The organism is Chelatococcus sambhunathii (assembly GCF_001418005.1).
Classification (GTDB): Bacteria; Pseudomonadota; Alphaproteobacteria; order Rhizobiales; family Beijerinckiaceae; genus Chelatococcus_A; species Chelatococcus_A sambhunathii.
Map to the genome: position 1 here is coordinate 1 of NZ_LIOL01000002.1, position 22,940 is coordinate 22,940.

The 22,940-nt window shown below is 66.5% G+C and carries 34 protein-coding genes; all 34 read left to right on the forward strand.

What is annotated here, in order from left to right; genetic code table 11:
- Positions 1-690: EF-Tu C-terminal domain-related protein (locus ASC46_RS03550; RefSeq protein ID WP_245280462.1), on the forward strand; the 690-nt coding region annotated here is incomplete at its 5' end.
- A 70-nt stretch (positions 691-760) separates the two neighbouring features.
- Entirely contained in the window at positions 761-1,069 is a 309-nt protein-coding gene (gene rpsJ, locus ASC46_RS03555) for a 30S ribosomal protein S10 (RefSeq protein WP_055457951.1), read from the forward strand.
- A gap of 46 nt (positions 1,070-1,115) precedes the next feature.
- Positions 1,116-1,838: a 50S ribosomal protein L3 gene (rplC, locus tag ASC46_RS03560; RefSeq protein ID WP_055457952.1), complete on the forward strand. Its 723-nt coding sequence runs from the start codon at positions 1,116-1,118 to the stop codon at positions 1,836-1,838.
- Positions 1,838-2,458 carry a 50S ribosomal protein L4 gene (rplD, locus tag ASC46_RS03565; protein ID WP_055457953.1) on the forward strand — a complete coding sequence of 207 codons (621 nt, stop codon included), beginning with the start codon at positions 1,838-1,840 and terminating at the stop codon, positions 2,456-2,458. Before rplC ends, rplD begins: the two co-directional genes overlap by 1 nt.
- Positions 2,455-2,751 carry a 50S ribosomal protein L23 gene (locus ASC46_RS03570; protein WP_055457954.1) on the forward strand — a complete coding sequence of 99 codons (297 nt, stop codon included), beginning with the start codon at positions 2,455-2,457 and terminating at the stop codon, positions 2,749-2,751. The genes rplD and ASC46_RS03570 overlap by 4 nt, the downstream gene beginning before the upstream one ends.
- 20 nt (positions 2,752-2,771) lie before the next feature.
- Positions 2,772-3,611, forward strand: a complete 840-nt coding sequence (gene rplB / locus ASC46_RS03575; RefSeq protein WP_055457955.1) for a 50S ribosomal protein L2 — start codon at positions 2,772-2,774, stop codon at positions 3,609-3,611.
- 10 nt (positions 3,612-3,621) lie between these two features.
- Positions 3,622-3,900 carry a 30S ribosomal protein S19 gene (gene rpsS / locus ASC46_RS03580; RefSeq protein WP_055457956.1) on the forward strand — a complete coding sequence of 93 codons (279 nt, stop codon included), beginning with the start codon at positions 3,622-3,624 and terminating at the stop codon, positions 3,898-3,900.
- Positions 3,901-3,903: 3 nt separating this feature from the next.
- Positions 3,904-4,284 (forward strand): 50S ribosomal protein L22, encoded by a 381-nt coding sequence (rplV, locus tag ASC46_RS03585; RefSeq protein ID WP_055457957.1) that lies wholly within the window; start codon positions 3,904-3,906, stop codon positions 4,282-4,284.
- Between the two features lie 10 nt (positions 4,285-4,294).
- Positions 4,295-5,002 carry a 30S ribosomal protein S3 gene (rpsC, locus tag ASC46_RS03590; RefSeq protein WP_019403817.1) on the forward strand — a complete coding sequence of 236 codons (708 nt, stop codon included), beginning with the start codon at positions 4,295-4,297 and terminating at the stop codon, positions 5,000-5,002.
- 27 nt (positions 5,003-5,029) lie between these two features.
- Positions 5,030-5,443, forward strand: coding sequence for a 50S ribosomal protein L16 (gene rplP / locus ASC46_RS03595; protein WP_019403816.1), 414 nt, complete (start codon positions 5,030-5,032; stop codon positions 5,441-5,443).
- A gap of 11 nt (positions 5,444-5,454) precedes the next feature.
- The gene (gene rpmC / locus ASC46_RS03600; protein WP_055457958.1) at positions 5,455-5,667 is read left to right on the forward strand and encodes a 50S ribosomal protein L29; all 213 of its coding nucleotides are present in this window, start codon (positions 5,455-5,457) and stop codon (positions 5,665-5,667) included.
- 10 nt (positions 5,668-5,677) lie between these two features.
- Positions 5,678-5,920 (forward strand): 30S ribosomal protein S17, encoded by a 243-nt coding sequence (gene rpsQ, locus ASC46_RS03605; RefSeq protein WP_055457959.1) that lies wholly within the window; start codon positions 5,678-5,680, stop codon positions 5,918-5,920.
- 219 nt (positions 5,921-6,139) lie between these two features.
- Positions 6,140-6,508, forward strand: coding sequence for a 50S ribosomal protein L14 (rplN, locus tag ASC46_RS03610; RefSeq protein ID WP_019403813.1), 369 nt, complete (start codon positions 6,140-6,142; stop codon positions 6,506-6,508).
- Positions 6,508-6,825, forward strand: a complete 318-nt coding sequence (rplX, locus tag ASC46_RS03615; RefSeq protein WP_055457960.1) for a 50S ribosomal protein L24 — start codon at positions 6,508-6,510, stop codon at positions 6,823-6,825. Before rplN ends, rplX begins: the two co-directional genes overlap by 1 nt.
- The gene (rplE, locus tag ASC46_RS03620; RefSeq protein ID WP_055457961.1) at positions 6,818-7,390 is read left to right on the forward strand and encodes a 50S ribosomal protein L5; all 573 of its coding nucleotides are present in this window, start codon (positions 6,818-6,820) and stop codon (positions 7,388-7,390) included. The genes rplX and rplE overlap by 8 nt, the downstream gene beginning before the upstream one ends.
- Positions 7,391-7,427: 37 nt before the next feature.
- The gene (gene rpsN, locus ASC46_RS03625; protein ID WP_055457962.1) at positions 7,428-7,733 is read left to right on the forward strand and encodes a 30S ribosomal protein S14; all 306 of its coding nucleotides are present in this window, start codon (positions 7,428-7,430) and stop codon (positions 7,731-7,733) included.
- A gap of 12 nt (positions 7,734-7,745) precedes the next feature.
- Positions 7,746-8,144, forward strand: a complete 399-nt coding sequence (gene rpsH / locus ASC46_RS03630; protein ID WP_019403809.1) for a 30S ribosomal protein S8 — start codon at positions 7,746-7,748, stop codon at positions 8,142-8,144.
- 36 nt (positions 8,145-8,180) lie between these two features.
- Entirely contained in the window at positions 8,181-8,714 is a 534-nt protein-coding gene (rplF, locus tag ASC46_RS03635) for a 50S ribosomal protein L6 (RefSeq protein WP_055457963.1), read from the forward strand.
- Between the two features lie 12 nt (positions 8,715-8,726).
- On the forward strand, positions 8,727-9,089 hold the full coding sequence (gene rplR / locus ASC46_RS03640) for a 50S ribosomal protein L18 (RefSeq protein ID WP_055457964.1): 363 nt from the start codon (positions 8,727-8,729) through the stop codon (positions 9,087-9,089).
- Positions 9,090-9,322: 233 nt separating this feature from the next.
- On the forward strand, positions 9,323-9,886 hold the full coding sequence (gene rpsE / locus ASC46_RS03645; protein ID WP_019403806.1) for a 30S ribosomal protein S5: 564 nt from the start codon (positions 9,323-9,325) through the stop codon (positions 9,884-9,886).
- A gap of 14 nt (positions 9,887-9,900) precedes the next feature.
- A complete protein-coding gene (gene rpmD, locus ASC46_RS03650; protein ID WP_019403805.1) occupies positions 9,901-10,101 on the forward strand; it encodes a 50S ribosomal protein L30 in 201 nt (66 codons plus the stop codon).
- A 13-nt stretch (positions 10,102-10,114) separates the two neighbouring features.
- Entirely contained in the window at positions 10,115-10,591 is a 477-nt protein-coding gene (rplO, locus tag ASC46_RS03655; protein WP_055457965.1) for a 50S ribosomal protein L15, read from the forward strand.
- 87 nt (positions 10,592-10,678) lie between these two features.
- Entirely contained in the window at positions 10,679-12,013 is a 1,335-nt protein-coding gene (gene secY / locus ASC46_RS03660; protein WP_055457966.1) for a preprotein translocase subunit SecY, read from the forward strand.
- Positions 12,010-12,594: an adenylate kinase gene (locus tag ASC46_RS03665; RefSeq protein ID WP_055457967.1), complete on the forward strand. Its 585-nt coding sequence runs from the start codon at positions 12,010-12,012 to the stop codon at positions 12,592-12,594. The genes secY and ASC46_RS03665 overlap by 4 nt, the downstream gene beginning before the upstream one ends.
- A gap of 193 nt (positions 12,595-12,787) precedes the next feature.
- Entirely contained in the window at positions 12,788-13,156 is a 369-nt protein-coding gene (gene rpsM / locus ASC46_RS03670; RefSeq protein ID WP_055457968.1) for a 30S ribosomal protein S13, read from the forward strand.
- Positions 13,157-13,283: 127 nt separating this feature from the next.
- Positions 13,284-13,673 (forward strand): 30S ribosomal protein S11, encoded by a 390-nt coding sequence (rpsK, locus tag ASC46_RS03675; protein WP_019403800.1) that lies wholly within the window; start codon positions 13,284-13,286, stop codon positions 13,671-13,673.
- Positions 13,674-13,768: 95 nt separating this feature from the next.
- Entirely contained in the window at positions 13,769-14,785 is a 1,017-nt protein-coding gene (locus tag ASC46_RS03680; RefSeq protein WP_019403799.1) for a DNA-directed RNA polymerase subunit alpha, read from the forward strand.
- A 121-nt stretch (positions 14,786-14,906) separates the two neighbouring features.
- Positions 14,907-15,332, forward strand: a complete 426-nt coding sequence (rplQ, locus tag ASC46_RS03685; protein WP_055457969.1) for a 50S ribosomal protein L17 — start codon at positions 14,907-14,909, stop codon at positions 15,330-15,332.
- A gap of 191 nt (positions 15,333-15,523) precedes the next feature.
- A complete protein-coding gene (locus ASC46_RS03690) occupies positions 15,524-16,927 on the forward strand; it encodes a DegQ family serine endoprotease (RefSeq protein WP_055457970.1) in 1,404 nt (467 codons plus the stop codon).
- A 9-nt stretch (positions 16,928-16,936) separates the two neighbouring features.
- Entirely contained in the window at positions 16,937-18,244 is a 1,308-nt protein-coding gene (locus tag ASC46_RS03695; protein WP_055457971.1) for a replication-associated recombination protein A, read from the forward strand.
- Between the two features lie 72 nt (positions 18,245-18,316).
- Entirely contained in the window at positions 18,317-19,597 is a 1,281-nt protein-coding gene (locus ASC46_RS03700) for an RluA family pseudouridine synthase (protein ID WP_055457972.1), read from the forward strand.
- Positions 19,598-19,599: 2 nt separating this feature from the next.
- Entirely contained in the window at positions 19,600-20,280 is a 681-nt protein-coding gene (locus ASC46_RS03705; protein ID WP_055457973.1) for an HAD-IA family hydrolase, read from the forward strand.
- Positions 20,281-20,378: 98 nt separating this feature from the next.
- Positions 20,379-21,170: an ATP12 family chaperone protein gene (locus ASC46_RS03710; RefSeq protein ID WP_055457974.1), complete on the forward strand. Its 792-nt coding sequence runs from the start codon at positions 20,379-20,381 to the stop codon at positions 21,168-21,170.
- Between the two features lie 112 nt (positions 21,171-21,282).
- The gene (locus ASC46_RS03715; protein ID WP_055457975.1) at positions 21,283-22,815 is read left to right on the forward strand and encodes an acyl-CoA carboxylase subunit beta; all 1,533 of its coding nucleotides are present in this window, start codon (positions 21,283-21,285) and stop codon (positions 22,813-22,815) included.
- Positions 22,816-22,940: the final 125 nt, after the last annotated feature.

Sequence of the window (22,940 nt, forward strand, 5' to 3'; positions counted from 1 at the left end):
ATCCCGATCATCAAGGGCTCGGCGCTGTGCGCGCTGGAGGACCGCAATCCGGAGATCGGGCGGGACGCTGTTCTGAAGCTGATGGATGCGGTTGACGCGTACATCCCGCAGCCGGAGCGTCCGAAGGACCAGCCGTTCCTGATGCCGGTTGAGGACGTGTTCTCGATTTCGGGCCGCGGGACGGTGGTGACGGGGCGTGTGGAGCGCGGCGTGATCAAGGTCGGCGAGGAAGTCGAGATTGTTGGGCTGCGTCCGACGCAGAAGACGACGGTGACGGGCGTTGAGATGTTCCGCAAGCTGCTCGATCAGGGCGAGGCGGGGGACAACATCGGGGCGCTGCTGCGCGGGACGAAGCGCGAGGACGTGGAGCGCGGCCAGGTTCTGTGCAAGCCGGGCTCGGTGAAGCCGCACACGAAGTTCAAGGCCGAGGCGTACATCCTGACGAAGGAAGAGGGTGGCCGTCACACGCCGTTCTTCAACAACTACCGCCCGCAGTTTTACTTCCGCACGACGGACGTGACGGGGATGGTGAAGCTGCCCGAGGGCACTGAGATGGTGATGCCGGGCGACAACGTGGCGATGGAGGTCGAGCTGATCGTCCCGATCGCCATGGAGGAGAAGCTGCGCTTCGCCATCCGCGAGGGTGGCCGCACGGTTGGCGCCGGCGTCGTCGCCTCCATCATCGAGTAAGCAAGGCACAAGGCCGCGCGCCGCACCACGCGGCGCCGGTCTTCTCCGGGGTCGGCCCAAGGGGTCTGTTATGAACGGTCAGAATATTCGAATCCGCCTGAAAGCGTTCGACCATGGCATCCTCGACGCGTCGACGCGCGAGATCGTGTCGACCGCGAAGCGGACGGGCGCGGAGGTCCGGGGCCCGATCCCGCTGCCGACGCGCATGAAGAAGTTCACGGTCAACCGCTCGCCGCACATCGACAAGAAGTCGCGCGAGCAGTTCGAGATGCGCACGCATATGCGTGTCCTCGACATCGTTGAGCCGACTCCGCAGACGGTCGATGCGCTCATGAAGCTCGACCTCGCCGCGGGCGTCGATGTGGAAATCAGGCTCTGATGGGCTTTTGCCCATCAGCCTCGGGAACGCCTTAGAGGATACGCTCATGCGCTCTGGCGTCATTGCAAAGAAGGTCGGCATGACCCGCGTCTTCACCGACGCCGGGGAACATGTTCCGGTCACGGTCCTGAAGGTGGACAACTGCCAGGTTGTCGCGCACCGGACGATGGAAAAGAACGGCTACACCGCGCTGCAGGTCGGCGTCGGCACGGCCAAGGTCAAGAACGTGTCGAAGGCCGAGCGCGGCCGCTTCGCGGCTGCCGAGGTGGAGCCGAAGAAGCGCCTCGCCGAGTTCCGGGTCGACCCCGAGCACGTCATCCCCGTGGGCGCGGAGATCACGGCCGACCACTTCGTCGTCGGCCAGTTCGTCGACGTGACGGGCGTGACGACCGGCAAGGGCTTCGCCGGCGGCATGAAGCGCTGGAACTTTGGTGGTCTTCGTGCCTCGCACGGCGTGTCCATCTCGCACCGCTCCATCGGTTCGACCGGCGGCCGCCAGGATCCGGGCAAGACCTTCAAGAACAAGAAGATGCCCGGCCATCTCGGCAGCGAGCGGGTCACGACCCAGAACCTGCGCGTCGTCCAGACGGACGCGGAGCGCGGTCTGATCCTGGTGCAGGGCGCGGTCCCCGGCGTTGCCGGCGGTTGGATCATGGTTCGCGACGCGGTCAAGCGCGCGCTGCCGAAGGACGCTCCGGTTCCGGGTGCGTTCCGCGAGCGTGGCAACGGCGCGGCCGCACCGGCGATCGAAGGTGAGGAGCGCGCGTGATGAAGCTCGACGTGACGACGCTCGACGGCGGCAAGGCCGGCTCGATCGAGCTCAACGAGGCGATCTTCGGCCTTGAGCCGCGGGCCGACCTCATCCACCGCTACGTGCGCTGGCAGCTGGCGAAGCGCCAAGCCGGCACGCACAAGACGCTCGGCCGCTCGGAGATCAGCCGGACGACCAAGAAGCTGTACCGCCAGAAGGGCACGGGTAACGCCCGCCACGGCGCGGCCTCCGCGCCGCAGTTCCGCGGTGGCGGCAAGGCTTTCGGCCCGGTCGTGCGCGATCACGACCATGACCTGCCGAAGCGGGTGCGCCAGCTCGCGCTGCGCCACGCCCTCTCGGCTAAGGCCAAGGACGGATCGATCGTCGTTCTCGAAGCCGCGACGGTGAGCGAGCCGAAGACCAAGGCGCTCAAGGAGCGTTTCGGCAAGCTCGGCCTGACCAATGCGCTGATCATCGACGGCGCGACGGTGGACGGCAATTTCGGCCTGGCGGCCCGCAACATTCCGAATGTGGACGTGCTGCCGGTCCAGGGCATCAACGTCTACGACATCCTGCGGCGGGACAAGCTGGTCCTGACCAAGGCCGCCGTGGACGCGCTGGAGGCACGCTTCAAATGAGCATCGATCCGCGCCATTACGACGTCATCGTCGCTCCGGTGATCACCGAGAAGGCGACCTCTGCCTCCGAGCAGAACAAGGTCGTGTTCAAGGTCGCCAGGACGGCGACGAAGCCGCAGATCAAGGCGGCTGTCGAGAAATTGTTCGACGTGAAGGTGACGGGCGTCAACACGCTCGTCACGAAGGGCAAGGTCAAGCGCTTCCGCGGCATGGTCGGTCAGCGCTCCGACGTCAAGAAGGCGGTCGTCACCCTCGCCGAGGGGCAGACGATCGACGTGACGACGGGTCTTTGAGCAGGTGAGGGAGTGAGCCGATGGCTCTGAAGACATTCAAACCGGTCACGCCGGGCCTGCGCCAGCTCGTCATCGTCGACCGTTCGGAGCTCTACAAGGGCAAGCCGGTCAAGACGCTGACCGAGGGCAAGTCCGGTTCGGGTGGCCGCAACAACAACGGCCGCGTGACCGTGCGGTTCCGCGGCGGCGGCCACAAGCAGAGCTACCGGCTCGTCGACTTCAAGCGCCGCGAGAAGCTGGGCGTGCCCGCCACCGTCGAGCGGATCGAGTACGATCCGAACCGTTCGGCCTTCATCGCGCTGGTGAAGTACGAGGACGGTACGCTCTCCTACATCCTCGCGCCGCAGCGCCTGTCGGCGGGCGACGTGGTGATGGCGGGCGAGCAGGCCGACATCAAGCCGGGCAATGCGATGCCGCTGGGCAACATCCCGGTCGGCACGATCGTGCACAACGTCGAGCTGAAGATCGGCAAGGGGGGCGCGCTGGCCCGCTCGGCCGGCACCTATGCGCAGATCGTCGGCCGTGACCAGGGCTACGTCATCCTGCGTCTCAATTCGGGCGAGCAGCGCCTGGTCCATGGCCAGTGCTTCGCGACCGTGGGCGCGGTGTCGAACCCGGACCACATGAACATCTCGATTGGCAAGGCTGGCCGCTCGCGCTGGCTCGGCCGTCGGCCGCACAACCGCGGCGTGACGATGAACCCGATCGATCACCCGCACGGTGGCGGTGAAGGTCGCACCTCCGGTGGTCGCCATCCGGTGACCCCCTGGGGCAAGCCGACGAAGGGCAAGAGGACCCGCTCGAACAAGCGGACGGACGATTTCATCGTCACGAGCCGCCACCAGCGGAAGAAGAAGTAAGGGGCGCGCGATGGCACGTTCGGTTTGGAAGGGCCCGTTCGTCGACGGCTACCTCCTCAAGAAGGCCGAGGCCGCTCGCGGTTCCGGTCGCTCTGAGGTGATCAAGATCTGGAGCCGTCGCTCCACGATCCTGCCGCAGTTCGTCGGCCTGACGTTTGGGGTCTACAACGGTCAGAAGCATGTCCCGGTCCTGGTGACCGAGGAGATGGTCGGCCACAAGTTTGGCGAATTCTCTCCGACGCGGACCTTTTATGGGCACGCGGCGGACAAGAAGGCGAAGAGGAGGTGAGGCATGGGTAAGCAGTCCGCTACCCGCGCGCTCAACGACAACGAGGCCAAGGCGGTGGCGCGCAACCTGCGCGTCTCCCCGCAGAAGCTCAACCTCGTTGCCGCTTTGATCCGCGGCAAGAAGGTCTCGACCGCGCTCGCCGATCTCGAGTTCAGCCGCAAGCGCATTGCCGTCGACGTCAAGAAGGCGCTCGAGAGCGCGATCGCCAACGCCGAGAACAACCATGACCTCGACGTCGACGATCTCGTCGTTGCCGAGGCGCATGTCGGCAAGTCGCTTGTCATGAAGCGCTTCCACGCCCGCGCCCGCGGTCGCGGGGCGCGCATCGAGAAGCCGTTCTCGAACCTGACCATCGTGGTTCGGGAAGTCGCTGCGGAAGCGTGAGGAGCAACTGATGGGACAGAAAGTCAACCCGATCGGTCTGCGGCTCGGCATCAACCGGACCTGGGACTCGCGCTGGTTCGCCGACAAGGGCGAATACGGCAAGCTTCTGCACGAAGACATCGCAATCCGCGAAGCGCTGATGAAGCAGCTCAAGCAGGCGGCGGTGTCGAAGATCGTCATCGAGCGTCCGCACAAGAAGTGCCGTGTCACGATCTATTCCGCCCGTCCGGGCGTGGTGATCGGCAAGAAGGGCGCGGACATCGACAAGCTGCGCAAGACCGTGGCCAAGATGACCGACGCGGACGTGGCGATCAACATCGTCGAGGTGCGCAAGCCTGAGATCGACGCGACGCTCGTCGCCGAGTCGATCGCCCAGCAGCTCGAGCGTCGCGTCGCCTTTCGCCGCGCGATGAAGCGCGCCGTCCAGTCTGCGATGCGTCTCGGGGCCGAGGGCATCCGTATCAACTGCTCGGGCCGCCTCGGCGGCGCCGAGATCGCCCGGATGGAATGGTACCGCGAGGGCCGCGTGCCGCTGCACACGCTGCGCGCCGATGTCGATTACGGCACGGCCACGGCGTTCACGACCTACGGCACGTGCGGCATCAAGGTGTGGATCTTCAAGGGCGAGATCCTCGAACACGATCCGATGGCGCAGGACAAGCGGCTTGCCGATGAAGGCGGGCAGCGCTCCGGCGGCCGTCGCGAGGCCGCGGCGTAAGGCCGCCGGCGGTCAGGAGGCAGGATAATGCTGCAGCCCAAGAAGACAAAGTTCCGTAAGCAGTTCAAGGGGCGCATCCATGGCGTCGCCAAGGGCGGCACGGACCTGAATTTCGGCCAGTTCGGCCTCAAGGCCCTCGAGCCGGAGCGCATCACCGCGCGCCAGATCGAGGCCGCGCGTCGTGCCATCACGCGCCACATGAAGCGCGCCGGCCGCGTGTGGATCCGGATCTTCCCGGACGTGCCCGTGACCGACAAGCCGACCGAAGTGCGTATGGGTAAGGGCAAGGGCGCGCCGGAGTACTGGGCGTGCCGCGTGAAGCCCGGCCGCATCATGTTCGAGCTCGACGGCGTCGCCGAGGACATCGCTCGCGAGGCGCTGCGTCTCGGTGCGGCCAAGCTGCCGATCAAGACGCGCTTCATCCAGCGCATTGCCGAGTGAGGGAGCGGGAGATGAAGACCAAGCAGCGGCTCTCCGACCTCAAGACCATGACGGTCGATCAGCTCCAGGACGAGCTCGTGAAGTTGAAGAAAGAGCAGTTCAATCTTCGCTTCCAGCGTGCTACGGGGCAGCTTGAGAACACCGCCCGCGTCCATGAGGTCCGCAAGGACATCGCGCGCGTGCGCACGTTGCAGCGGGCCAAGCTCGCTGAAGCGAAGGCTTGAGGAGGCGACTATGCCGAAACGTGTATTGCAGGGCGTCGTCGTCAGCGACAAGCAGGACAAGACCGTCGTGGTCAAGGTCGAGCGCCGGTTCACGCATCCGCTCTTCAAGAAGACGGTGCGCCGGACGAAGAACTACCACGCCCACGACGAGAACAACCAGTTCAAGGTCGGCGACATCGTCTGGATCGAGGAGTCGCGGCCCTTGTCCAAGCTGAAGTCCTGGGTTGTGCGCGAAGAGGCGACCAAGGGCTGAGGCTCGGGACAGGTCGTGCGGGCGACAATCCGCCGGCCGTCCCGCGATTATCTGGTTGCACGGGCTTTTCCGAACGTCCGCCCCCTTTCCCCGGGGCGGACATTCGGTTATGGAGCGTGCGCTAATGCGTAGGCGAGGGGACGGGAGATCCCCGTCAGGCGTAGTCCGGCAGGCAGGGCCGAGCCGGAAACCGCTTGAGACACAGAAAGGATCGTTGCCATGATCCAGATGCAAACCAATCTCGACGTCGCCGACAATTCCGGCGCCCGTCGCGTGATGTGCATCAAGGTATTGGGTGGTTCGAAGCGTAAGTATGCCGGCGTCGGCGACATCATCGTCGTCTCGGTGAAGGAAGCCATTCCGCGCGGGCGCGTCAAGAAGGGCGACGTCATGAAGGCGGTCGTCGTGCGCACCGCCAAGGACATTCGCCGGGCCGACGGATCGGTCATCCGCTTCGACCGCAATGCGGCCGTTCTGATCAACAATCAGAAGGAGCCCGTCGGCACCCGCATCTTCGGGCCCGTGCCGCGTGAGCTGCGCGCGAAGAACCACATGAAGATCATTTCGCTGGCGCCCGAGGTGCTGTGATGGCTGCGAAGATCAAGAAGGGCGACAAGGTTGTCGTGCTGACCGGCCGCGACAAGGGCCGCACCGGCGAAGTCGTCCAGGTCATGCCGAAGGACGAGCGTGCGCTCGTTCGCGGCATCAACATCGTCAAGCGCCACCAGCGCCAGACGGCGAACCAGGAGGGCGGCATCATCTCCAAGGAGCTGCCGGTGCACCTGTCGAATCTCGCCGTTGCCGATCCCAAGGACGGCAAGCCGACCCGCGTCGGTTTCAAGGTGCTCGAGGACGGGCGCAAGGTTCGGTTCGCCAAGCGCTCGGGAGATCTGATCGATGGCTGAGACGGCGAAGATGGACGCGGCCTACACGCCGCGCATGAAGAAGCATTACGACGAGGTCGTTCGGCCGAAGCTCATCGAGGAGTTCGGCTACAAGAACCCCATGCAGGTTCCGACCATCGAGAAGATCGTGATCAACATGGGTGTCGGCGAGTCCGTCAACGACTCCAAGAAGGCGTCTGTGGCGGCCGAGGATCTCGGCCTCATCGCCGGTCAGAAACCGGTGATCACGCGAGCCCGGAAGGCCATCGCCGGCTTCAAGGTGCGCGAGAACATGCCGATCGGCGCCAAGGTCACCCTGCGCAAGAGCCGCATGTACGAGTTCGTCGACCGTCTCATCACGGTGGCGCTGCCGCGCGTGCGCGACTTCCGGGGCCTCAACCCGAAGTCGTTCGACGGGCGCGGCAACTTTGCTCTCGGGATCAAGGAGCACCTGGTGTTCCCCGAGATCAACTACGACAAGGCCGAGGCGATCTGGGGCATGGACATCATCGTCTGCACCACCGCCAAGACCGATGAGGAGGCGCGTGCCCTCCTCAAGCACTTCAACTTCCCGTTCCGGCAGTGAGAGCCCTTTCTCTCAAACGCGGACACCGGAGATAGACATGGCGAAGAAGAGTTCAGTCGAGAAGAACAAGCGGCGCGAGCGGCTTGTGAAGAAGTATGCGGGCCGGCGCGAGCGTCTGCTCGCCATCGCCAACGACGAGTCGAAGTCGATGGAGGAGCGCTTCGAGGCGCGCCTGAAGCTGGCGGAAGTTCCGCGCAACGCGAATCCCACGCGCATCCGCAACCGGTGCGAGGTGACGGGCCGTCCGCGCGCCTACTACCGCAAGCTGAAGATGTCGCGTGTCGCGCTGCGCGAGCTCGGGTCGAAGGGGCTCATCCCCGGCCTTGTGAAGTCGAGCTGGTAAGGAGGATCCCCCATGGCGATCAATGATCCGCTCGGCGATATGCTGACCCGCATCCGCAACGCGCAGATGCGTCGTCGCGGCAAGGTTTCCACCCCCGGCTCGAAGCTGCGGGCACGCGTCCTCGACGTGCTGCAGTCCGAAGGCTACATCCGCGGCTATTCGACGACCGAGTACGGCAACGGCCGGACCGAGTTCGAGATCGAGCTGAAATACTACGACGGCGAGCCGGTCATCCGCTCGATCGAGCGTGTGTCGAAGCCCGGCCGTCGCGTCTATGCCTCGGTCGATACCATGCCGCGCGTGGCCGACGGCCTCGGCATCACCATTCTCTCGACGCCGCGTGGGGTCATGGCCGACCACCTGGCGCGCGAGACGAACGTGGGCGGCGAAGTGCTCTGCAAGGTCTTCTGATCTTCAGGGCACGGACTAGAACCACGGAGAGGCCAAATGTCTCGTATCGGTAAGAAGCCTGTTGCGGTGCCGTCCGGCGTGACGGCCAGCGTCGACGGCCAGACGGTGAAGGTGAAAGGCGCCAAGGGCGAGCTGTTCTTCATCGTTCCCGACGACGTCATCGTCGTCCTCGAAAATGGGGCGATCAAGGTCGACCCGCGCGACGATTCCAAACGTGCGCGTGCCCTTTGGGGCATGTCGCGCTCCCAGCTGTCGAATATCATCGAAGGCGTGTCGAAGGGCTTCGAGAAGAAGCTCGAGATCAACGGCGTCGGCTACAAGGCCGCTGTTGCCGGCAAGGTGCTGAAGCTGTCCCTCGGCTACAGCCACGACATCGATTTCGAGATCCCGCAGGGGATCACGATTGCGACGCCGAAGCCGACGGAGATCGTCGTCGGGGGTATCGACAAGCAGCAGGTCGGCCAGATTGCGTCGGAGATCCGCAGGTTCCGCGGCCCCGAGCCCTACAAGGGCAAGGGCGTGAAATATGCGGACGAGTTCATCTTCCGCAAGGAAGGCAAGAAGAAGTAAGGAGCGGATGAGATGGGCAAGCACCTCAACGCGACGGAACGCCGCACGGCGCGCGTGCGTCGCGCGATCCGCGCCGCCGCCAATGGCCGCCCGCGGCTGAGCGTTTTCCGGTCGTCGAAGCAGATCTACGCGCAGATCATCGATGACGCTGCAGGCCGCACGCTGGTTGCGGCCTCGACGCTGGAGAAGGACATGCGCGAGCAGCTCAGAACCGGTGCGACGGTCGAGGCCGCTGCTGCCGTCGGCAAGCTGATCGCCGAGCGTGCCGTCAAGGCAGGCGTGAAGGAAGTCGTGTTCGACCGCGGACCGTTCATCTACCACGGCCGCGTGAAGGCGCTGGCTGAAGCGGCCCGCGAGGGCGGCCTCAGCTTCTGAGGCAGGATGACCGGTGGCGGGCGGAGTGCCGGAGACGGCGCTTCGCCCGTTTCCGTCGCCGGAACGGCCTGTGAAACGCAAAGGCGCGCAGCCGCTTTTGCGTTTCAGAGTCCGGTTGGGCTCTTGTCATTGGCTCTCGTGCGTTGCATGTGTGTCCCACATTGCAGGCGCGAGTCTGCCACTGGCGGCATGTTTTGCGAGCGGAGCCGCCCCGCGTCAGTCGAGAAGAAGATATGGCTAGAGAACGTCAACCGCGTGAGCGCGAGGAGCGCGACAGCGAGTTCGTGGACCGCCTGGTCCACATCAACCGCGTCGCCAAGGTCGTGAAGGGTGGCCGCCGCTTCGGCTTCGCCGCCCTCGTCGTCGTCGGCGACCAGAAGGGCCGCGTCGGCTTTGGCCACGGCAAGGCCCGCGAGGTGCCGGAGGCCATCCGCAAGGCCACCGATGCCGCCAAGCGCGGCATGGTCCGCGTGCCGCTGAAGGAAGGCCGCACGCTGCATCACGACGTTGCCGGGCGCTGGGGCGCCGGCCGCGTCGTCCTGCGCGCCGCTCCGGCCGGTACCGGCATCATCGCCGGCGGCCCGATGCGCGCCGTCTTCGAGACGCTTGGCATGCACGATGTCGTGGCGAAGTCGCTCGGCTCGTCGAACCCGTACAACCTCGTGCGGGCAACGTTTGACGCGCTGAAGCGCGAGGACAGCCCGCGTTCGGTCGCTGCCCGCCGCGGCCTCAAGGTTTCCACTCTCCAGGCCCGTCGTCGCGATGGTGACGCCGAGGCCGCCGGCGCCGATGCGTGAGGGGAGTGCTGGTGATGACTGACAAGAAGTCCGCCAAGACCGTCACGGTCGTGCAGATCGGCAGCCCGCTGCGCCGTCCCGGCGTGCAGCGCCAGACGCTGATCGGCCTCGGCCTCAACAAGCTCCATCGTCGCTCGACCCTCGAGGACACGCCCGCCGTGCGCGGCATGATCGCGAGCGTCAAGCACCTCGTGCGCGTCGTCGACGAGCAGTGAGGAGGGAAGACCCATGAAACTCACTGACATTCGCGATAACGAAGGCGCGACCAAGAAGCGCATGCGCATCGGCCGGGGCATCGGCTCGGGCAAGGGCAAGACCGGCGGGCGTGGCGTCAAGGGCCAGACCTCCCGCTCGGGCGTGCGCATCAAGGGCTTCGAGGGTGGCCAGATGCCGCTCTACCGGCGCCTGCCGAAGCGCGGCTTCTGGAACCCCTTCTCGCGTGATCTCAACGAGGTCAACGTGGGCCGCGTCCAGGAGGCCGTCGATGCCGGCAAGCTCGACGCCGCGGCTCCGGTCACGGTCGAGGCGCTCGTCGCCGCCGGCATCTGCGCCCGTGCGCGCGACGGCGTGAAGATCCTCGGCCAGGGCGAGCTCACCGCCAAGCTCGTGTTCGAGGTCGCCGGCGCGTCCAAGAACGCGGTTTCGGCCATCGAGAAGGCCGGCGGTTCGGTGAAGATTCTCGCGCAGTCCGTGGCGGAAGCGTGAGCTAGATCCCACTTGAGCAACGGTGCGGCGGCTGGGGCCTTCTCCGGCCGCCGCGTCCATGCGGGGGATCGTAAGGGATGAAGCGATATGGCATCGGCAGCTGAACAGCTCGCAGCGAATCTGAATTTCGGGGCCTTGGCCAAGGCCGAGGAACTCAAGAAGCGCATCTGGTTCACGCTCGCCGCCCTCGTCGTCTATCGCGTCGGCACCTACATTCCACTGCCGGGCATCGATCCCAATGCCGTCGCGGACATCTTCCGCCAGGCGCAGGCCGGCGTGCTTGGCCTCTTCAACATGTTCGCGGGTGGAGCGGTCGGCCGCATGGCCATCTTCGCCCTCAACATCATGCCGTACATCTCGGCATCAATCATCGTGCAGCTCCTGACCAGCGTCGTGCCGACGCTCGAGGCCCTCAAGAAGGAGGGTGAGCAGGGCCGCAAGGTGATCAACCAGTACACGCGCTATCTGACCGTGCTCCTGGCCGTGTTCCAGGCCTATGGCATCGCGATCGGGCTCGAGAGCTCCGGCAACGTGGTGCAGGATCCCGGCATGTTCTTCCGCATCTCGACGGTGATCACGCTGACGGGCGGCACCATGTTCCTGATGTGGCTCGGCGAGCAGATCACCTCGCGTGGCATCGGCAACGGCATTTCGCTCATCATCTTCGCCGGCATCGTGGCGGAGCTGCCATCGGCGGTGGCCGGCACGCTCGAGCTCGGCCGCCAGGGCGCGGTCTCGACCGGCCTCATCCTGGGCGTGATCGTGATGGCGGTCGCCGTCATCGCCTTTATCGTCTTCATGGAGCGCGCCCAGCGCCGGCTGCTGATCAACTATCCCAAGCGCCAAGTCGGCAACCGCATGTACGAGGGGCAGACGTCCTTCCTGCCGCTCAAGCTCAACACGGCCGGCGTGATCCCGCCGATCTTCGCCTCGTCGCTGCTGCTGCTGCCGACGACAATTGCCACCTTCTCGCAGGACCAGGGTACCGGCATCCTGTCGACGATCTCGGCCTATATCGGCCACGGCCGGCCCGTGTACATGATCCTCTACGTGGCGCTGATCGTCTTTTTCGCGTTCTTCTATACGGCCATCGTGTTCAATCCGACGGAGACCGCGGACAATCTCAAGAAGCATGGCGGCTTCATTCCGGGCATCCGGCCCGGCGAGCGCACCGCCGACTATATCGATACGGTACTGACGCGCATCACGGTCATCGGCGCGGCCTATCTGGCGCTGATCTGCCTCATTCCGGAGATTCTCATCTCCTATGCCGCATTGCCGTTCTATTTCGGTGGCACATCGCTCCTCATTGTCGTGAGCGTGACCATGGATACGGTCGCGCAGGTGCATGGGCATCTTCTCGCCCATCAGTACGAAGGGTTGGTGAAGAAGGCCAAGCTGCGGGGGGCAAGGCGCAAATGAGGCTCATTCTGTTGGGGCCGCCGGGAGCGGGCAAGGGCACACAGGCCAAGCGGCTGGTGGCCCGCTACGGCATACCGCAGCTTTCGACCGGCGACATGCTGCGCGCCGCTGTGGCCGCGGGGACGCCCATCGGCCTGAAGGCCCGGGCGGTCATGGATGCCGGACAGCTCGTCTCCGACGACATCGTCATCGGCATCGTTGCCGAGCGACTGGACGAGCCGGATGCCCGCAAGGGTTTCATTCTCGACGGCTTTCCGCGGACCGTCGCCCAGGCGAAGGCACTCGACGACCTGCTGGAGAGCAAGGGGCTCAAGCTCGACGCCGTGGTCGAGCTCAAGGTGGATCAGGATGAACTCGTCGGTCGTATCGTGAAGCGGGCCGAGGAGACGAGGGCCCGGGGCGAAGCTGTGCGCAAGGACGACGATCCGGAGGTCTTCAAGACCCGGCTCGCGGCCTACAACCGTGATACTGCGGTTGTCGCGCCCTATTACGCGGAGCGGGGCCAGCTCGCCGTGATCGACGGCATGCAGGACATCGACAAGGTCTCGGCGGACATCGAGCGCGTACTCGTCGCCGCCTGACGGATTTGTTCGGGCGGGTTGACTTTGCCTCGACAAGGCGGTAGTGGACGCGCCCTACGTTCATGAGCGATGCTGCTTCCTCCGCGAGAGGCGGCGGCGTCGCTCGTCTTATTGACGCCTGCAAGGGCCGGGCTCCACCGGACGCAGGCCACAACGCCCGGTCGGGTTGTCCGGCCGGCACATGGAGACGGCAATGGCCCGTATCGCTGGTGTAAACATTCCGACGAGCAAGCGCGTGGTCATCGCGCTGCAGTACATCCACGGCATCGGCCCGAAGAACGCGGGCGAGATCTGCGAGAAGGTCGGCATTCCGGCCGAGCGGCGCGTCAACGAACTGACCGACCAGGAAGTGCTGCAGATCCGCGAGACGATCGACCGCGACTATCTCGTCGAAGGCGACCTGCGCCGCGAAGTGTCGATGAACATCAAACGGCTCATGGACCTCGGGTGCTACCGCGGCCTGCGCCACCGCCGCAACCTGCCGGTTCGCGGCCAGCGCACTCACACGAATGCGCGCACCCGCAAGGGCAAGGCCAAGCCGATCGCCGGCAAGAAGAAGTAACCCCGGCAGTCGGCAATCGGCAGTCGGCAATCGGGACAATTATCCGACTGCCTACTGCCTACTGACTACTGCCTCCCAGCAATCCCGAGCGCCTGGTGTGACGGGCGCGCTTGAAGGATCCTGAAGAATGGCAAGAGAAGCCACCCGCGTTCGCCGCCGTGAACGCAAGAACATCGTGTCGGGCGTCGCCCACGTGAACGCCTCCTTCAACAACACGATGATCACCATCACCGACGCGCAGGGCAACACGATCTCCTGGTCGTCCGCCGGCGCCATGGGCTTCAAGGGCTCGCGCAAGTCGACCCCCTATGCAGCCCAGGTTGCGGCCGAGGATGCGGCGCGCAAGGCGGCCGAGCACGGCATGCGCACGCTCGAGGTCGAGGTGTCGGGCCCGGGCTCGGGTCGCGAATCGGCTCTGCGTGCGCTTCAGGCGGCGGGCTTCACAGTGACGTCGATCCGCGACGTGACGCCGATTCCGCACAACGGCTGCCGCCCGCGCAAGCGCCGGCGCGTCTGATGCCTTGTCGGCACGGCTCAGCCGCCGTGCCGCGCCTGTAGCGAGCGAGGCTGTCGTGCCCCGCCCGACGTTTGAGACACGCATGAGGTGCGGTCGTGATCCAGAAGAACTGGCAAGAGCTCATCAAGCCGAACAAGCTCGAGGTGTCGCCGGGTGACGATGCCAGGCGCGTGGCGACGGTCGTCGCCGAGCCGCTGGAGCGCGGGTTCGGCCTGACGCTCGGCAACGCGCTGAGGCGCGTGCTGCTGTCGTCGCTGCAGGGCGCGGCGGTGACGGCCGTGCACATCGACGGCGTCCTGCACGAGTTCTCGTCCATTCCCGGCGTGCGGGAAGACGTGACGGACATCGTGCTCAACATCAAGACCATCGCGGTCAAGATGCAGGGCGACGGTCCCAAGCGCATGACGCTGCGCAAGCAGGGCCCGGGCGTCGTCACGGCGGGTGATATCGCAACGGTCGGCGATGTGGAGATCCTCAACCCGGAGCTGGCCCTGTGCACGCTCGATGAGGGCGCGGAGATCCGCATGGAGTTCACGGTCAACACGGGCAAGGGCTACGTGGCGGCCGAGCACAACCGTCCCGAGGATGCGCCGATCGGCCTCATCGCCGTGGACAGCCTCTACAGCCCGGTCAAGAAGGTCTCCTACCGCGTGGAGAACACGCGCGAGGGCCAGATCCTCGACTACGACAAGCTGACGATGACGGTCGAGACGAACGGGGCCGTCAGCCCGGAGGACGCGGTGGCCTATGCCGCGCGCATCCTGCAGGACCAGCTCGCCGTGTTCGTCAACTTTGAGGAGCCCCGCCGCGAGGAGGCCGCCGTCTCGACGCCGCAGCTGCCCTTCAACCCGGCGCTGCTCAAGAAGGTGGACGAGCTCGAGCTTTCGGTGCGTTCGGCCAACTGCCTCAAGAACGACAACATCGTCTACATCGGCGACCTCATCCAGAAGACGGAAGCCGAGATGCTGCGCACGCCGAACTTCGGCCGCAAGTCGCTCAACGAGATCAAGGAAGTGCTCGCCTCCATGGGCCTGCACCTCGGCATGGAAGTGAGCGGCTGGCCACCGGACAACATCGACGAGCTCGCCAAGCGCTTCGAGGAACACTACTGAATAGCAATCGGCAGTTGGCATGAGGCAGTCGGAGTTCGGTTCCGATTGCCGGTTGCCCACTGCCTCAAGAACAATGGACGGCCGTACCTTGGCACGGCGGCCGTGAGACAAGGAGAGAGCCATGCGTCACGGTTTCGCGCATCGTCGTTTCAACCGCTCGTCCGAGCACCGCAAGGCGATGTTCGCCAACATGGCCGGTGCGCTGATCAAGCACGAGCAGATCGTCACCACGCTGCCCAAGGCGAAGGACCTGCGTCCGGTGGTCGAGAAGCTTGTCACCCTCGGCAAGCGCGGCGACCTGCACGCCCGCCGCCAGGCGATCGCCCAGATCCGCGACGTCGCCCTCGTCAAGAAGCTCTTCGACGTGCTCGGTCCGCGCTACAAGGAGCGCAACGGCGGCTACACGCGCGTGCTGAAGGCCGGCTTCCGCTACGGCGACAACGCGCCGATGGCCGTGATCGAGTTCGTCGATCGCGACGTCGATGCCAAGGGCCAGGATTCGGGCCCGACGCAGAAGGAAGAGGTCGTCGAGGCCGGCGAGAGCTGAGCCTTCGCCTTGCCGGCGTTGAACGAGGGCGGCTTCGGCCGCCCTTTTGTTTTGCGCCGTTTTGGTCCAGCTCCGTGGGAGAAAGGTGGCCCGAGAGGCGCGCCCCGCTTTGCGCGTAATCGCGCGGGAAACTATATCTGCCGGAGAGACCTTTCCGGATCCGTCTACGGCAGCACAGCGAGACACCATCGATGCATCGTTCGCTTGTCCTTCCTGCTCTCGTCGCGGCCCTCGTCGCAGCGGGGCCGGTGCCGGCGCAGGAGCGCCAGGTGCCCGCCAGCAGGGCGCAGGTGCAGCTCTCGCTCGCGCCGGTCGTCAAGGAGACGGCGCCGAGTGTCGTCAACGTCTACGGCGCACGCGTCGAGAAGCGGCCGTCCAATCCCTTCTTCGATGATCCCTTCTTTCGCCGCTTCTTCGGGGACGGCGGCTTCGGCGTGCCGCGCGAGCGGGTGCAGCGCTCGCTTGGCTCGGGCGTCATCGTCGATCCGTCCGGTCTCGTCGTCACCAACAATCACGTCATCGAGGGCATGACGGAGGTGAAGGTGGCGCTCGCCGACCGACGCGAGTTCGCCGCCGAGATCGTGCTGCGCGACCCGCGGACGGATCTTGCCGTGCTTCGGCTTGCAGAGAAGGGTCCGTTCCCGGCGCTCAGCTTCGGCGATTCCGAAGGGCTCGAGGTCGGGGATTTTGTCATTGCCATCGGCAATCCGTTCGGGGTGGGGCAGACGGTGACTCAGGGCATCGTGTCGGCGCTCGCCCGGACCCAGGTGGGTATCAGCGACTTCCAGTCCTTCATCCAGACGGATGCCGCGATCAACCCGGGCAATTCGGGCGGGGCGCTCGTCAACATGCGCGGCGAACTCGTCGGTATCAACACGGCGATCTTCTCGCGTTCCGGCGGCAGTCATGGCATCGGCTTCGCCATTCCCTCGGCCATGGTGCGCGTCGTCGTCGAATCGGCGCGCAACGGGGGCGCCGCTGTGCGTCGGCCGTGGTTCGGCGCGCGGCTCCAGCAGGTCACCAGCGATATCGCGGAAAGCCTTGGCCTGCCGCGGCCGGCGGGGGCACTGGTCGCCTCGGTCGACGAGCGCGGGCCAGCAGCCAAGGCGGGGCTCCGGCGCGGCGACCTCATCACGGCCGTCGGGGGGCAGCCCATCGACGATCCGGATGGTTTCGGCTACCGCTTCGCGACGCGGCCGATCGGCGGAACATTACCGCTGACGGTGCTGCGCGGCGGCAAGGAGGTAACGCTTTCGGTTCCGCTCATCGCCGCGCCCGAGGATCCGCCGCGCGATCCGGTTACGGTCGGCGGGCGCACGCCGTTGACGGGCATTACCGCGGTCAACCTGTCACCCGCTGTGGTGGAGGAGCTGTATCTCGAGGAGGCGGAGAGCGGCGCTGTCGTCGCGGAGCTCGCCGAGGGCAGTCCGGCGGCGCAGTTCGGCTTCCAGAAGGGCGATATCATCATGGCGATCAACGGCGTGAAGATCGCCTCCTCGCGGGATCTCGCCCGTGCGACGAGCCAGCGCGCCCGCTATTGGGAGCTGATGATCAACCGCAAGGGCCAGGTCTTCACCACGGTGCTCGGGGGCTGAGCCGGTGCGATGACCGATCTCTTCGGGGCAGCGGGGCTGGACAAGGAAGCGCCGCGACCGCTCGCCGACCGGCTGCGGCCGCAGCGCCTCGCCGAGGTCGTGGGGCAGGACCATCTCGTCGGGCCGAACGGGGCGCTGACGCGCCTCCTGCGCTCCGGGTCGGTGGGCTCTCTCATCTTCTGGGGGCCGCCGGGGACCGGCAAGACGACCGTCGCGCGGCTGCTCGCCGGCGAGACTAAGCTCGTCTTCGAGCCGATGTCGGCCATCTTCTCCGGCGTCGCCGACCTCAAGAAGGCCTTCGAGACGGCCCGCGGCCGCCGCGCCGCGGGGCAGGGCACCCTGCTCTTCGTCGATGAGATTCACCGCTTTAACCGGGCGCAGCTCGATGCCTTCCTGCCGGTGATGGAGGACGGCACCATCACGCTCGTCGGCGCGACGACGGAGAACCCGTCCTTCTCTCTCAACGCCGCGCTCCTCTCCCGCGCCCGGGTGATGACCTTCAAGGCCCTCGATGAGGAAGCGATTCAGAAGCTCCTCGCAAGGGCCGAGGAAATCGAGGGAAAACCGCTGCCGCTCGATGCGGAGGCGCGGCTGTCGCTCGTGCGCATGGCCGATGGGGACGGGCGCGCCTCGCTGACGCTGGCGGAAGAGATCTGGCGCGCGGCGGGCGAGGGCGAAATGTTCGACACGGCCAAGCTGCAGGATATCGTGCAGCGCCGGGCGCCGATCTACGACAAGGCGCAGGACGGGCACTACAACCTCATCTCGGCCCTGCACAAGACGATCCGCGGCTCCGATCCCGACGCCGCGCTCTATTATCTCGCCCGCATGCTGGACGCGGGCGAGGATCCGCTGTTCCTCGCCCGCCGCCTCGTGCGTATGGCGGTGGAGGACATCGGCCTCGCCGACCCGCAGGCCCTCGTCGTCGCCAATGCGGCGAAGGAGGCCTACGACTTCCTCGGCACGCCGGAGGGAGAACTGGCGCTGGCGCAGGCGGTGATCTATCTCGCTACAGCGCCGAAGTCGAACGCGACCTATGTCGCCTTCAAGGCGGCGAGCCGCGTCGCCAAGGAAGCAGGCTCCCTCATGCCGCCGATGACCATCCTCAACGCGCCGACGCGCTTCATGAAGAACGAGGGCTACGGCGCCGGCTACGCCTACGACCACGACGAGCCGGACGCCTTCTCGGGGCAGGACTACTGGCCGGAGAAGCTCGGGCGCCAGCATTTCTACGAACCGGTGGAGCGCGGCTTCGAACGCGAGATCCGCAAGCGGCTGGAGTGGTGGGAAAAGCTGAGGGCCGAGCGGCGGCGGTGACTTTGCCCGCTGAAGAGGCTATCGACGGGCAGGGCGCGACGACGCCAGGCCCGGCTGCATTCGGAGCATCGCATGAAGAACACGAGAACCGGCTCCGGTGGCTCAGGCCCGCGCTCCGGCCCAACTGTGCGAAACGGCCGGGGGCAAGGGCGCACGGGCCGGCCAGCTGCTCGGGGCGCCAAGGGGCCGGGCATCGCGAAGGGCTCGGGCAAGGGGTCTGCGCGCGCCACGTCCGGTCCCGAGCGCGCGAAGGCGGTGACCCCCGCCAAGACGCCCCGCGCAGGGCAGGCGCCGGCATCTTCGGCCAAGGCGGGCACCAAGGCGGCGGCCAAGGCGGCAGCGACCGAGACGCTCGTTACCGGCGTGCAGACCCTGACGGTCGCGCCGGATGAAGCGGGCATGCGCCTCGACCGTTTTCTCGTCGCCCGTTTCCCGCAGCTCGCCTTCACCCATATCCAGCGCATCGTGCGCAAGGGCGAGTTGCGCATCGACATGAAGCGCGCCAAGCCGAATGAGCGGCTTGAGGCGGGCCAGAGCGTGCGCGTGCCGCCGCTCAAGCTCGAGGAGAAAAAGCCGGCCGCCCGCACCCCGGCGAAGGACGAGAGCGACGCGACCTTCCTCAAATCCATCACGCTCTACGAGGACAAGGACGTCCTCGTGCTCAACAAGCCCATGGGCCTTGCGGTGCAGGGCGGCTCGGGCACGACACGCCATGTCGACGGCATGCTGGAAGCGCTGCGCGACGCCGAGGGCCAGAAGCCGCGCCTCGTGCACCGGCTCGACAAGGACACGGCTGGCTGCCTCGTCATCGCCAAGACGCGCTTTGCGGCAACGACGCTCGCCAAGTCCTTCCGCTCGCGCTCGGCGCGCAAGATCTACTGGGCGCTGGTCGCCGGCGTGCCGCGCGTGCGGCAGGGCCGCGTCTCCACCTATCTCGCCAGGGAGGAGGCGAGCGACGGCGATGCCCGCATGCGCGTCGCCCTGCACGGAGACGAGGGGGCGAGCCATGCCGTCACCTATTACGCCGTCGTGGACACGGCGGCGCAGAAGCTCTCGTGGCTGTCGCTGAAGCCGGTGACCGGGCGCACGCACCAATTGCGCGCACATACGGCCCATATCGGCCACCCGATCGTCGGCGACCCGAAATATTTCAACGTCGAGAACTGGGAACTGCCGGGCGGCATCCAGAACCGGCTGCATCTGCTGGCGCGGCGCATCGTCATCCCGCATCCGCGCACGGGCAAGCCCATCGACGTGACGGCGCCGCTGCCGCCGCACATGCAGCAGTCCTGGAACCTGCTAGGCTTCGATACGGGCGGCTACGATCCGATCGTCGAGGCGCCGGAGGAGTAGCCGTGCGCTTCCTCGTCTTCGACATCGACGGCACGCTGCTCGACAGCCAGAACCTGCTCGTGGCCGCGCAGGAGGCGACCTTTGCCGCGCATGGGCTGCCGGCACCGAGCCGGGAAGAGGTGCTCTCGGTCGTCGGCCTGTCGCTCGCCGAGACCTTTCGCGCGCTCGCCGGGCCGGACGGGCCGCATGCTGCGCTGGAGGCGACCTATCGGATGACTTTCCCGCGGCTTCTCGCCGAGCCGGCGCTCGCGTCACCGCTCTTTGCCGGGTCCGATGCGCTGGTGCGCGATCTCGCGGGGCGGGAGGATCATCTCCTCGGCATCGCCACCGGCAAGTCGCGGCGCGGCGTGCGCCGGCTGTTCGATGCCCACGGCTGGCACACGCTCTTCGCCAGCGTGCAGACGGCCGACGATGCGCCATCGAAACCCCATCCGGCCATGCTCGAACAGGCGATGGGGGAGGTGGGTGCCGCGCCGGCCGAAACCGTGATGATCGGCGACAGCACCTATGACATGCAGATGGCGCGGGCCGCCGGTTGCCGTGCCGTCGGTGTCGGCTGGGGCTATTGCCGGGTCGATGCCCTGCGGGAGGCGGGGGCGCAGGTGATTGTGGAGTCGATTGAAGAACTTGCCGCCGTTCTTGCCCATTCTGATTCAGCCCGGGCCTTCGGCGCGGCGGTGTGACCGGCGGCTCGGTCGCAGATTCCGCTTTTGCCTGCAAGTCATTGGCGTGGAATCGCTTCCGCGTCGCCGCGTCGGCTTCTACGTGTTAAGGACCCACCATGCGTGACGAACTGACCAGCGACTGGTTTCCCGCGGACGGCGAGACCGTGCGTGACCCGATGCGGGTGGCCCAGCAGTCGATGAAGGCGAACCTGCCGCGCCGCTTCTACAAGGAGGCGGCGGTGGAGGAGCGCGCGGAGGGCTTCGTCCTCGTGCTCGACGGGCGTCCGGCCCGCACGCCCGGCAGGGCGCTCCTGGCGCTGCCGACGCGGACGGTCGGAGAGGCCGTGGCGGCGGAATGGGCGGCACAGGGCGAGCGCATCGACCCCGCGACGATGCCGCTGACACGGCTCGCCAATTCGGCCATCGACGGGGTCGCGCGCGAGATGGCGGCGGTGGCGGCCGATGTCGTGAAATATGCCGGCTCGGACCTCCTGTGCTACCGCGCCGAGGGGCCGGAGCGGCTCGTTGCACGACAGCGGGACATCTGGGACCCGATCCTCGCCTGGGCGCGGGAAGCGCTCGGCGCGCGTTTCGTGCTGGCCGAGGGCGTGATGTTCGTGGCCCAGCCGGAAGAATCGCTCGCTGCCATGGCGGCCGCGGTCGCCAGGTTCGAGGCTCCCGTGGCGCTCGCGGCGCTCCATGTGCTGACGACGCTCAGCGGCTCGGCCGTCATTGCGCTGGCCGTTGCCCATGGGCACCTGACGGCGGAGGCTGGCTGGCGGGCGTCGCATCTCGACGAAGAGGTGCAGATGGAGATCTGGGGCGAGGATGAGGAGGCGCTGGCGCGCCGCGCCGTCAGATGGCGCGACTTCGCCGCGGCCGCCGGGATGCTGCGGGCGCTCGGCTGACGGGGACCTGCCGCAACCGGCCTTGCACTTATCCGCCTACCGTATCGGTTCCTGCGGCTTTGCCGGCGTGCTAATCACGCAGGCGACAAGGAACCGACCGTGGGGGAGGCGCATGAAGGACATCCTCGAAAGGCTCGAAGAGCGGCGCGCCGGGGCGCGCCTCGGCGGCGGCGAGAAGCGCATCGCCGCCCAGCATGCGCGCGGCAAGCTCACGGCGCGCGAGCGCATCGCACTGCTGCTCGATACGGGCTCGTTCGAGGAGTTCGACATGTTCGTCGAGCACCGCTGCGTCGATTTCGGCATGGAGGGGACGAAGTTCCCGGGTGACGGCGTCGTCACCGGCTGGGGCACCATCAACGGCCGCACCGTCTTCGTCTTCGCCAAGGACTTCACCGTCTTCGGCGGCTCGCTCTCGGAAACGCACGCGCAGAAGATCACCAAGATCCAGGACATGGCGGTGAAGATGCGCGCGCCGATCATCGGCCTGTTCGATGCCGGCGGCGCCCGCATCCAGGAGGGGGTCGCGGCGCTCGGCGGCTATGGCGAGGTGTTCAAGCGCAATGTCATCGCCTCGGGTGTCATTCCGCAGATCTCGGTCATCATGGGCCCCTGCGCCGGCGGCGACGTCTATTCCCCGGCGATGACCGACTTCATCTTCATGGTGCGCGACACGAGCTACATGTTCGTGACCGGGCCGGACGTGGTGAAGACCGTGACCAACGAGACGGTCACTTCGGAGGAACTCGGCGGTGCCAAGGTGCACACGACGAAGTCCTCCGTCGCCGACGGCGCGTGGGACAACGACGTCGAGGCGCTGCTGCAGATCCGCCGGCTGATGGACTTCCTGCCCGCCAACAACACCGAGGGCGTGCCGGAATGGCCGACCGAGGACGAGGCGGACCGGGTGGAAATGTCGCTCGACACGCTCGTGCCGGACAACCCGAACAAACCCTACGACATGAAGGAACTCGTCCTGAAGATCGCGGATGAGGGCGATTTCTTCGAGATCCAAGAGGCTTATGCCAGGAACATCATCACCGGATTCATCCGGCTCGAGGGGCGCACGGTGGGCGTCGTGGCCAACCAGCCGATGGTGCTCGCCGGCGTGCTAGATGCGGATGCCTCGCGCAAGGCGGCGCGCTTCGTGCGCTTCTGCGACGCCTTCGAGATCCCGATCCTGACCCTTGTCGACGTGCCCGGCTTCCTGCCCGGCACGGCGCAGGAATATGGCGGGCTCATCAAACACGGGGCGAAGCTGCTCTACGCCTATTCGGAGGCGACCGTGCCGCTCGTCACCGTCATCACCCGCAAGGCCTTCGGCGGCGCCTACGACGTCATGGCCTCGAAGCACGTGGGCGGAGACGTGAACTACGCCTGGCCGACAGCGCAGATCGCTGTGATGGGAGCCAAGGGCGCTGTCGAGATCATCTTCCGGCAGGACATCGGCGATGCCGAGAAGATCGCGGCGCGCACGAAGCAATACGAGGACCGCTTCATGTCGCCCTTCGTCGCCGCCGAGCGCGGCTATATCGACGAGGTGATCATGCCGCATTCGACGCGCCGGCGCGTCGCCCGCGCCTTCGCCATGCTGCGCGCCAAGAAGGCGGAGCAGCCCTGGCGCAAGCACGACAATATTCCGTTGTGAGGGGGATCGCCGCTTCCTCGCGGCGCGGGATAGTAGAGTTCCCACCGTCATGCCCGCGCTTGTCGCGGGCATCCACGCGGCGACGCTGCGCTTGGCTGAAAGGCGTGGATGGCCGGGACAAGCCC

Coding starts and splice junctions, on each gene's coding strand:
- rpsJ (WP_055457951.1), top strand. CDS start 761: ATGAACGGTCAGAATATTCGAATCCGCCTGAAAGCGTTCGACCATGGC.
- rplC (WP_055457952.1), top strand. CDS start 1,116: ATGCGCTCTGGCGTCATTGCAAAGAAGGTCGGCATGACCCGCGTCTTC.
- rplD (WP_055457953.1), top strand. CDS start 1,838: ATGAAGCTCGACGTGACGACGCTCGACGGCGGCAAGGCCGGCTCGATC.
- ASC46_RS03570 (WP_055457954.1), top strand. CDS start 2,455: ATGAGCATCGATCCGCGCCATTACGACGTCATCGTCGCTCCGGTGATC.
- rplB (WP_055457955.1), top strand. CDS start 2,772: ATGGCTCTGAAGACATTCAAACCGGTCACGCCGGGCCTGCGCCAGCTC.
- rpsS (WP_055457956.1), top strand. CDS start 3,622: ATGGCACGTTCGGTTTGGAAGGGCCCGTTCGTCGACGGCTACCTCCTC.
- rplV (WP_055457957.1), top strand. CDS start 3,904: ATGGGTAAGCAGTCCGCTACCCGCGCGCTCAACGACAACGAGGCCAAG.
- rpsC (WP_019403817.1), top strand. CDS start 4,295: ATGGGACAGAAAGTCAACCCGATCGGTCTGCGGCTCGGCATCAACCGG.
- rplP (WP_019403816.1), top strand. CDS start 5,030: ATGCTGCAGCCCAAGAAGACAAAGTTCCGTAAGCAGTTCAAGGGGCGC.
- rpmC (WP_055457958.1), top strand. CDS start 5,455: ATGAAGACCAAGCAGCGGCTCTCCGACCTCAAGACCATGACGGTCGAT.
- rpsQ (WP_055457959.1), top strand. CDS start 5,678: ATGCCGAAACGTGTATTGCAGGGCGTCGTCGTCAGCGACAAGCAGGAC.
- rplN (WP_019403813.1), top strand. CDS start 6,140: ATGATCCAGATGCAAACCAATCTCGACGTCGCCGACAATTCCGGCGCC.
- rplX (WP_055457960.1), top strand. CDS start 6,508: ATGGCTGCGAAGATCAAGAAGGGCGACAAGGTTGTCGTGCTGACCGGC.
- rplE (WP_055457961.1), top strand. CDS start 6,818: ATGGCTGAGACGGCGAAGATGGACGCGGCCTACACGCCGCGCATGAAG.
- rpsN (WP_055457962.1), top strand. CDS start 7,428: ATGGCGAAGAAGAGTTCAGTCGAGAAGAACAAGCGGCGCGAGCGGCTT.
- rpsH (WP_019403809.1), top strand. CDS start 7,746: ATGGCGATCAATGATCCGCTCGGCGATATGCTGACCCGCATCCGCAAC.
- rplF (WP_055457963.1), top strand. CDS start 8,181: ATGTCTCGTATCGGTAAGAAGCCTGTTGCGGTGCCGTCCGGCGTGACG.
- rplR (WP_055457964.1), top strand. CDS start 8,727: ATGGGCAAGCACCTCAACGCGACGGAACGCCGCACGGCGCGCGTGCGT.
- rpsE (WP_019403806.1), top strand. CDS start 9,323: ATGGCTAGAGAACGTCAACCGCGTGAGCGCGAGGAGCGCGACAGCGAG.
- rpmD (WP_019403805.1), top strand. CDS start 9,901: ATGACTGACAAGAAGTCCGCCAAGACCGTCACGGTCGTGCAGATCGGC.
- rplO (WP_055457965.1), top strand. CDS start 10,115: ATGAAACTCACTGACATTCGCGATAACGAAGGCGCGACCAAGAAGCGC.
- secY (WP_055457966.1), top strand. CDS start 10,679: ATGGCATCGGCAGCTGAACAGCTCGCAGCGAATCTGAATTTCGGGGCC.
- ASC46_RS03665 (WP_055457967.1), top strand. CDS start 12,010: ATGAGGCTCATTCTGTTGGGGCCGCCGGGAGCGGGCAAGGGCACACAG.
- rpsM (WP_055457968.1), top strand. CDS start 12,788: ATGGCCCGTATCGCTGGTGTAAACATTCCGACGAGCAAGCGCGTGGTC.
- rpsK (WP_019403800.1), top strand. CDS start 13,284: ATGGCAAGAGAAGCCACCCGCGTTCGCCGCCGTGAACGCAAGAACATC.
- rplQ (WP_055457969.1), top strand. CDS start 14,907: ATGCGTCACGGTTTCGCGCATCGTCGTTTCAACCGCTCGTCCGAGCAC.
- ASC46_RS03690 (WP_055457970.1), top strand. CDS start 15,524: ATGCATCGTTCGCTTGTCCTTCCTGCTCTCGTCGCGGCCCTCGTCGCA.
- ASC46_RS03695 (WP_055457971.1), top strand. CDS start 16,937: ATGACCGATCTCTTCGGGGCAGCGGGGCTGGACAAGGAAGCGCCGCGA.
- ASC46_RS03700 (WP_055457972.1), top strand. CDS start 18,317: ATGAAGAACACGAGAACCGGCTCCGGTGGCTCAGGCCCGCGCTCCGGC.
- ASC46_RS03710 (WP_055457974.1), top strand. CDS start 20,379: ATGCGTGACGAACTGACCAGCGACTGGTTTCCCGCGGACGGCGAGACC.
- ASC46_RS03715 (WP_055457975.1), top strand. CDS start 21,283: ATGAAGGACATCCTCGAAAGGCTCGAAGAGCGGCGCGCCGGGGCGCGC.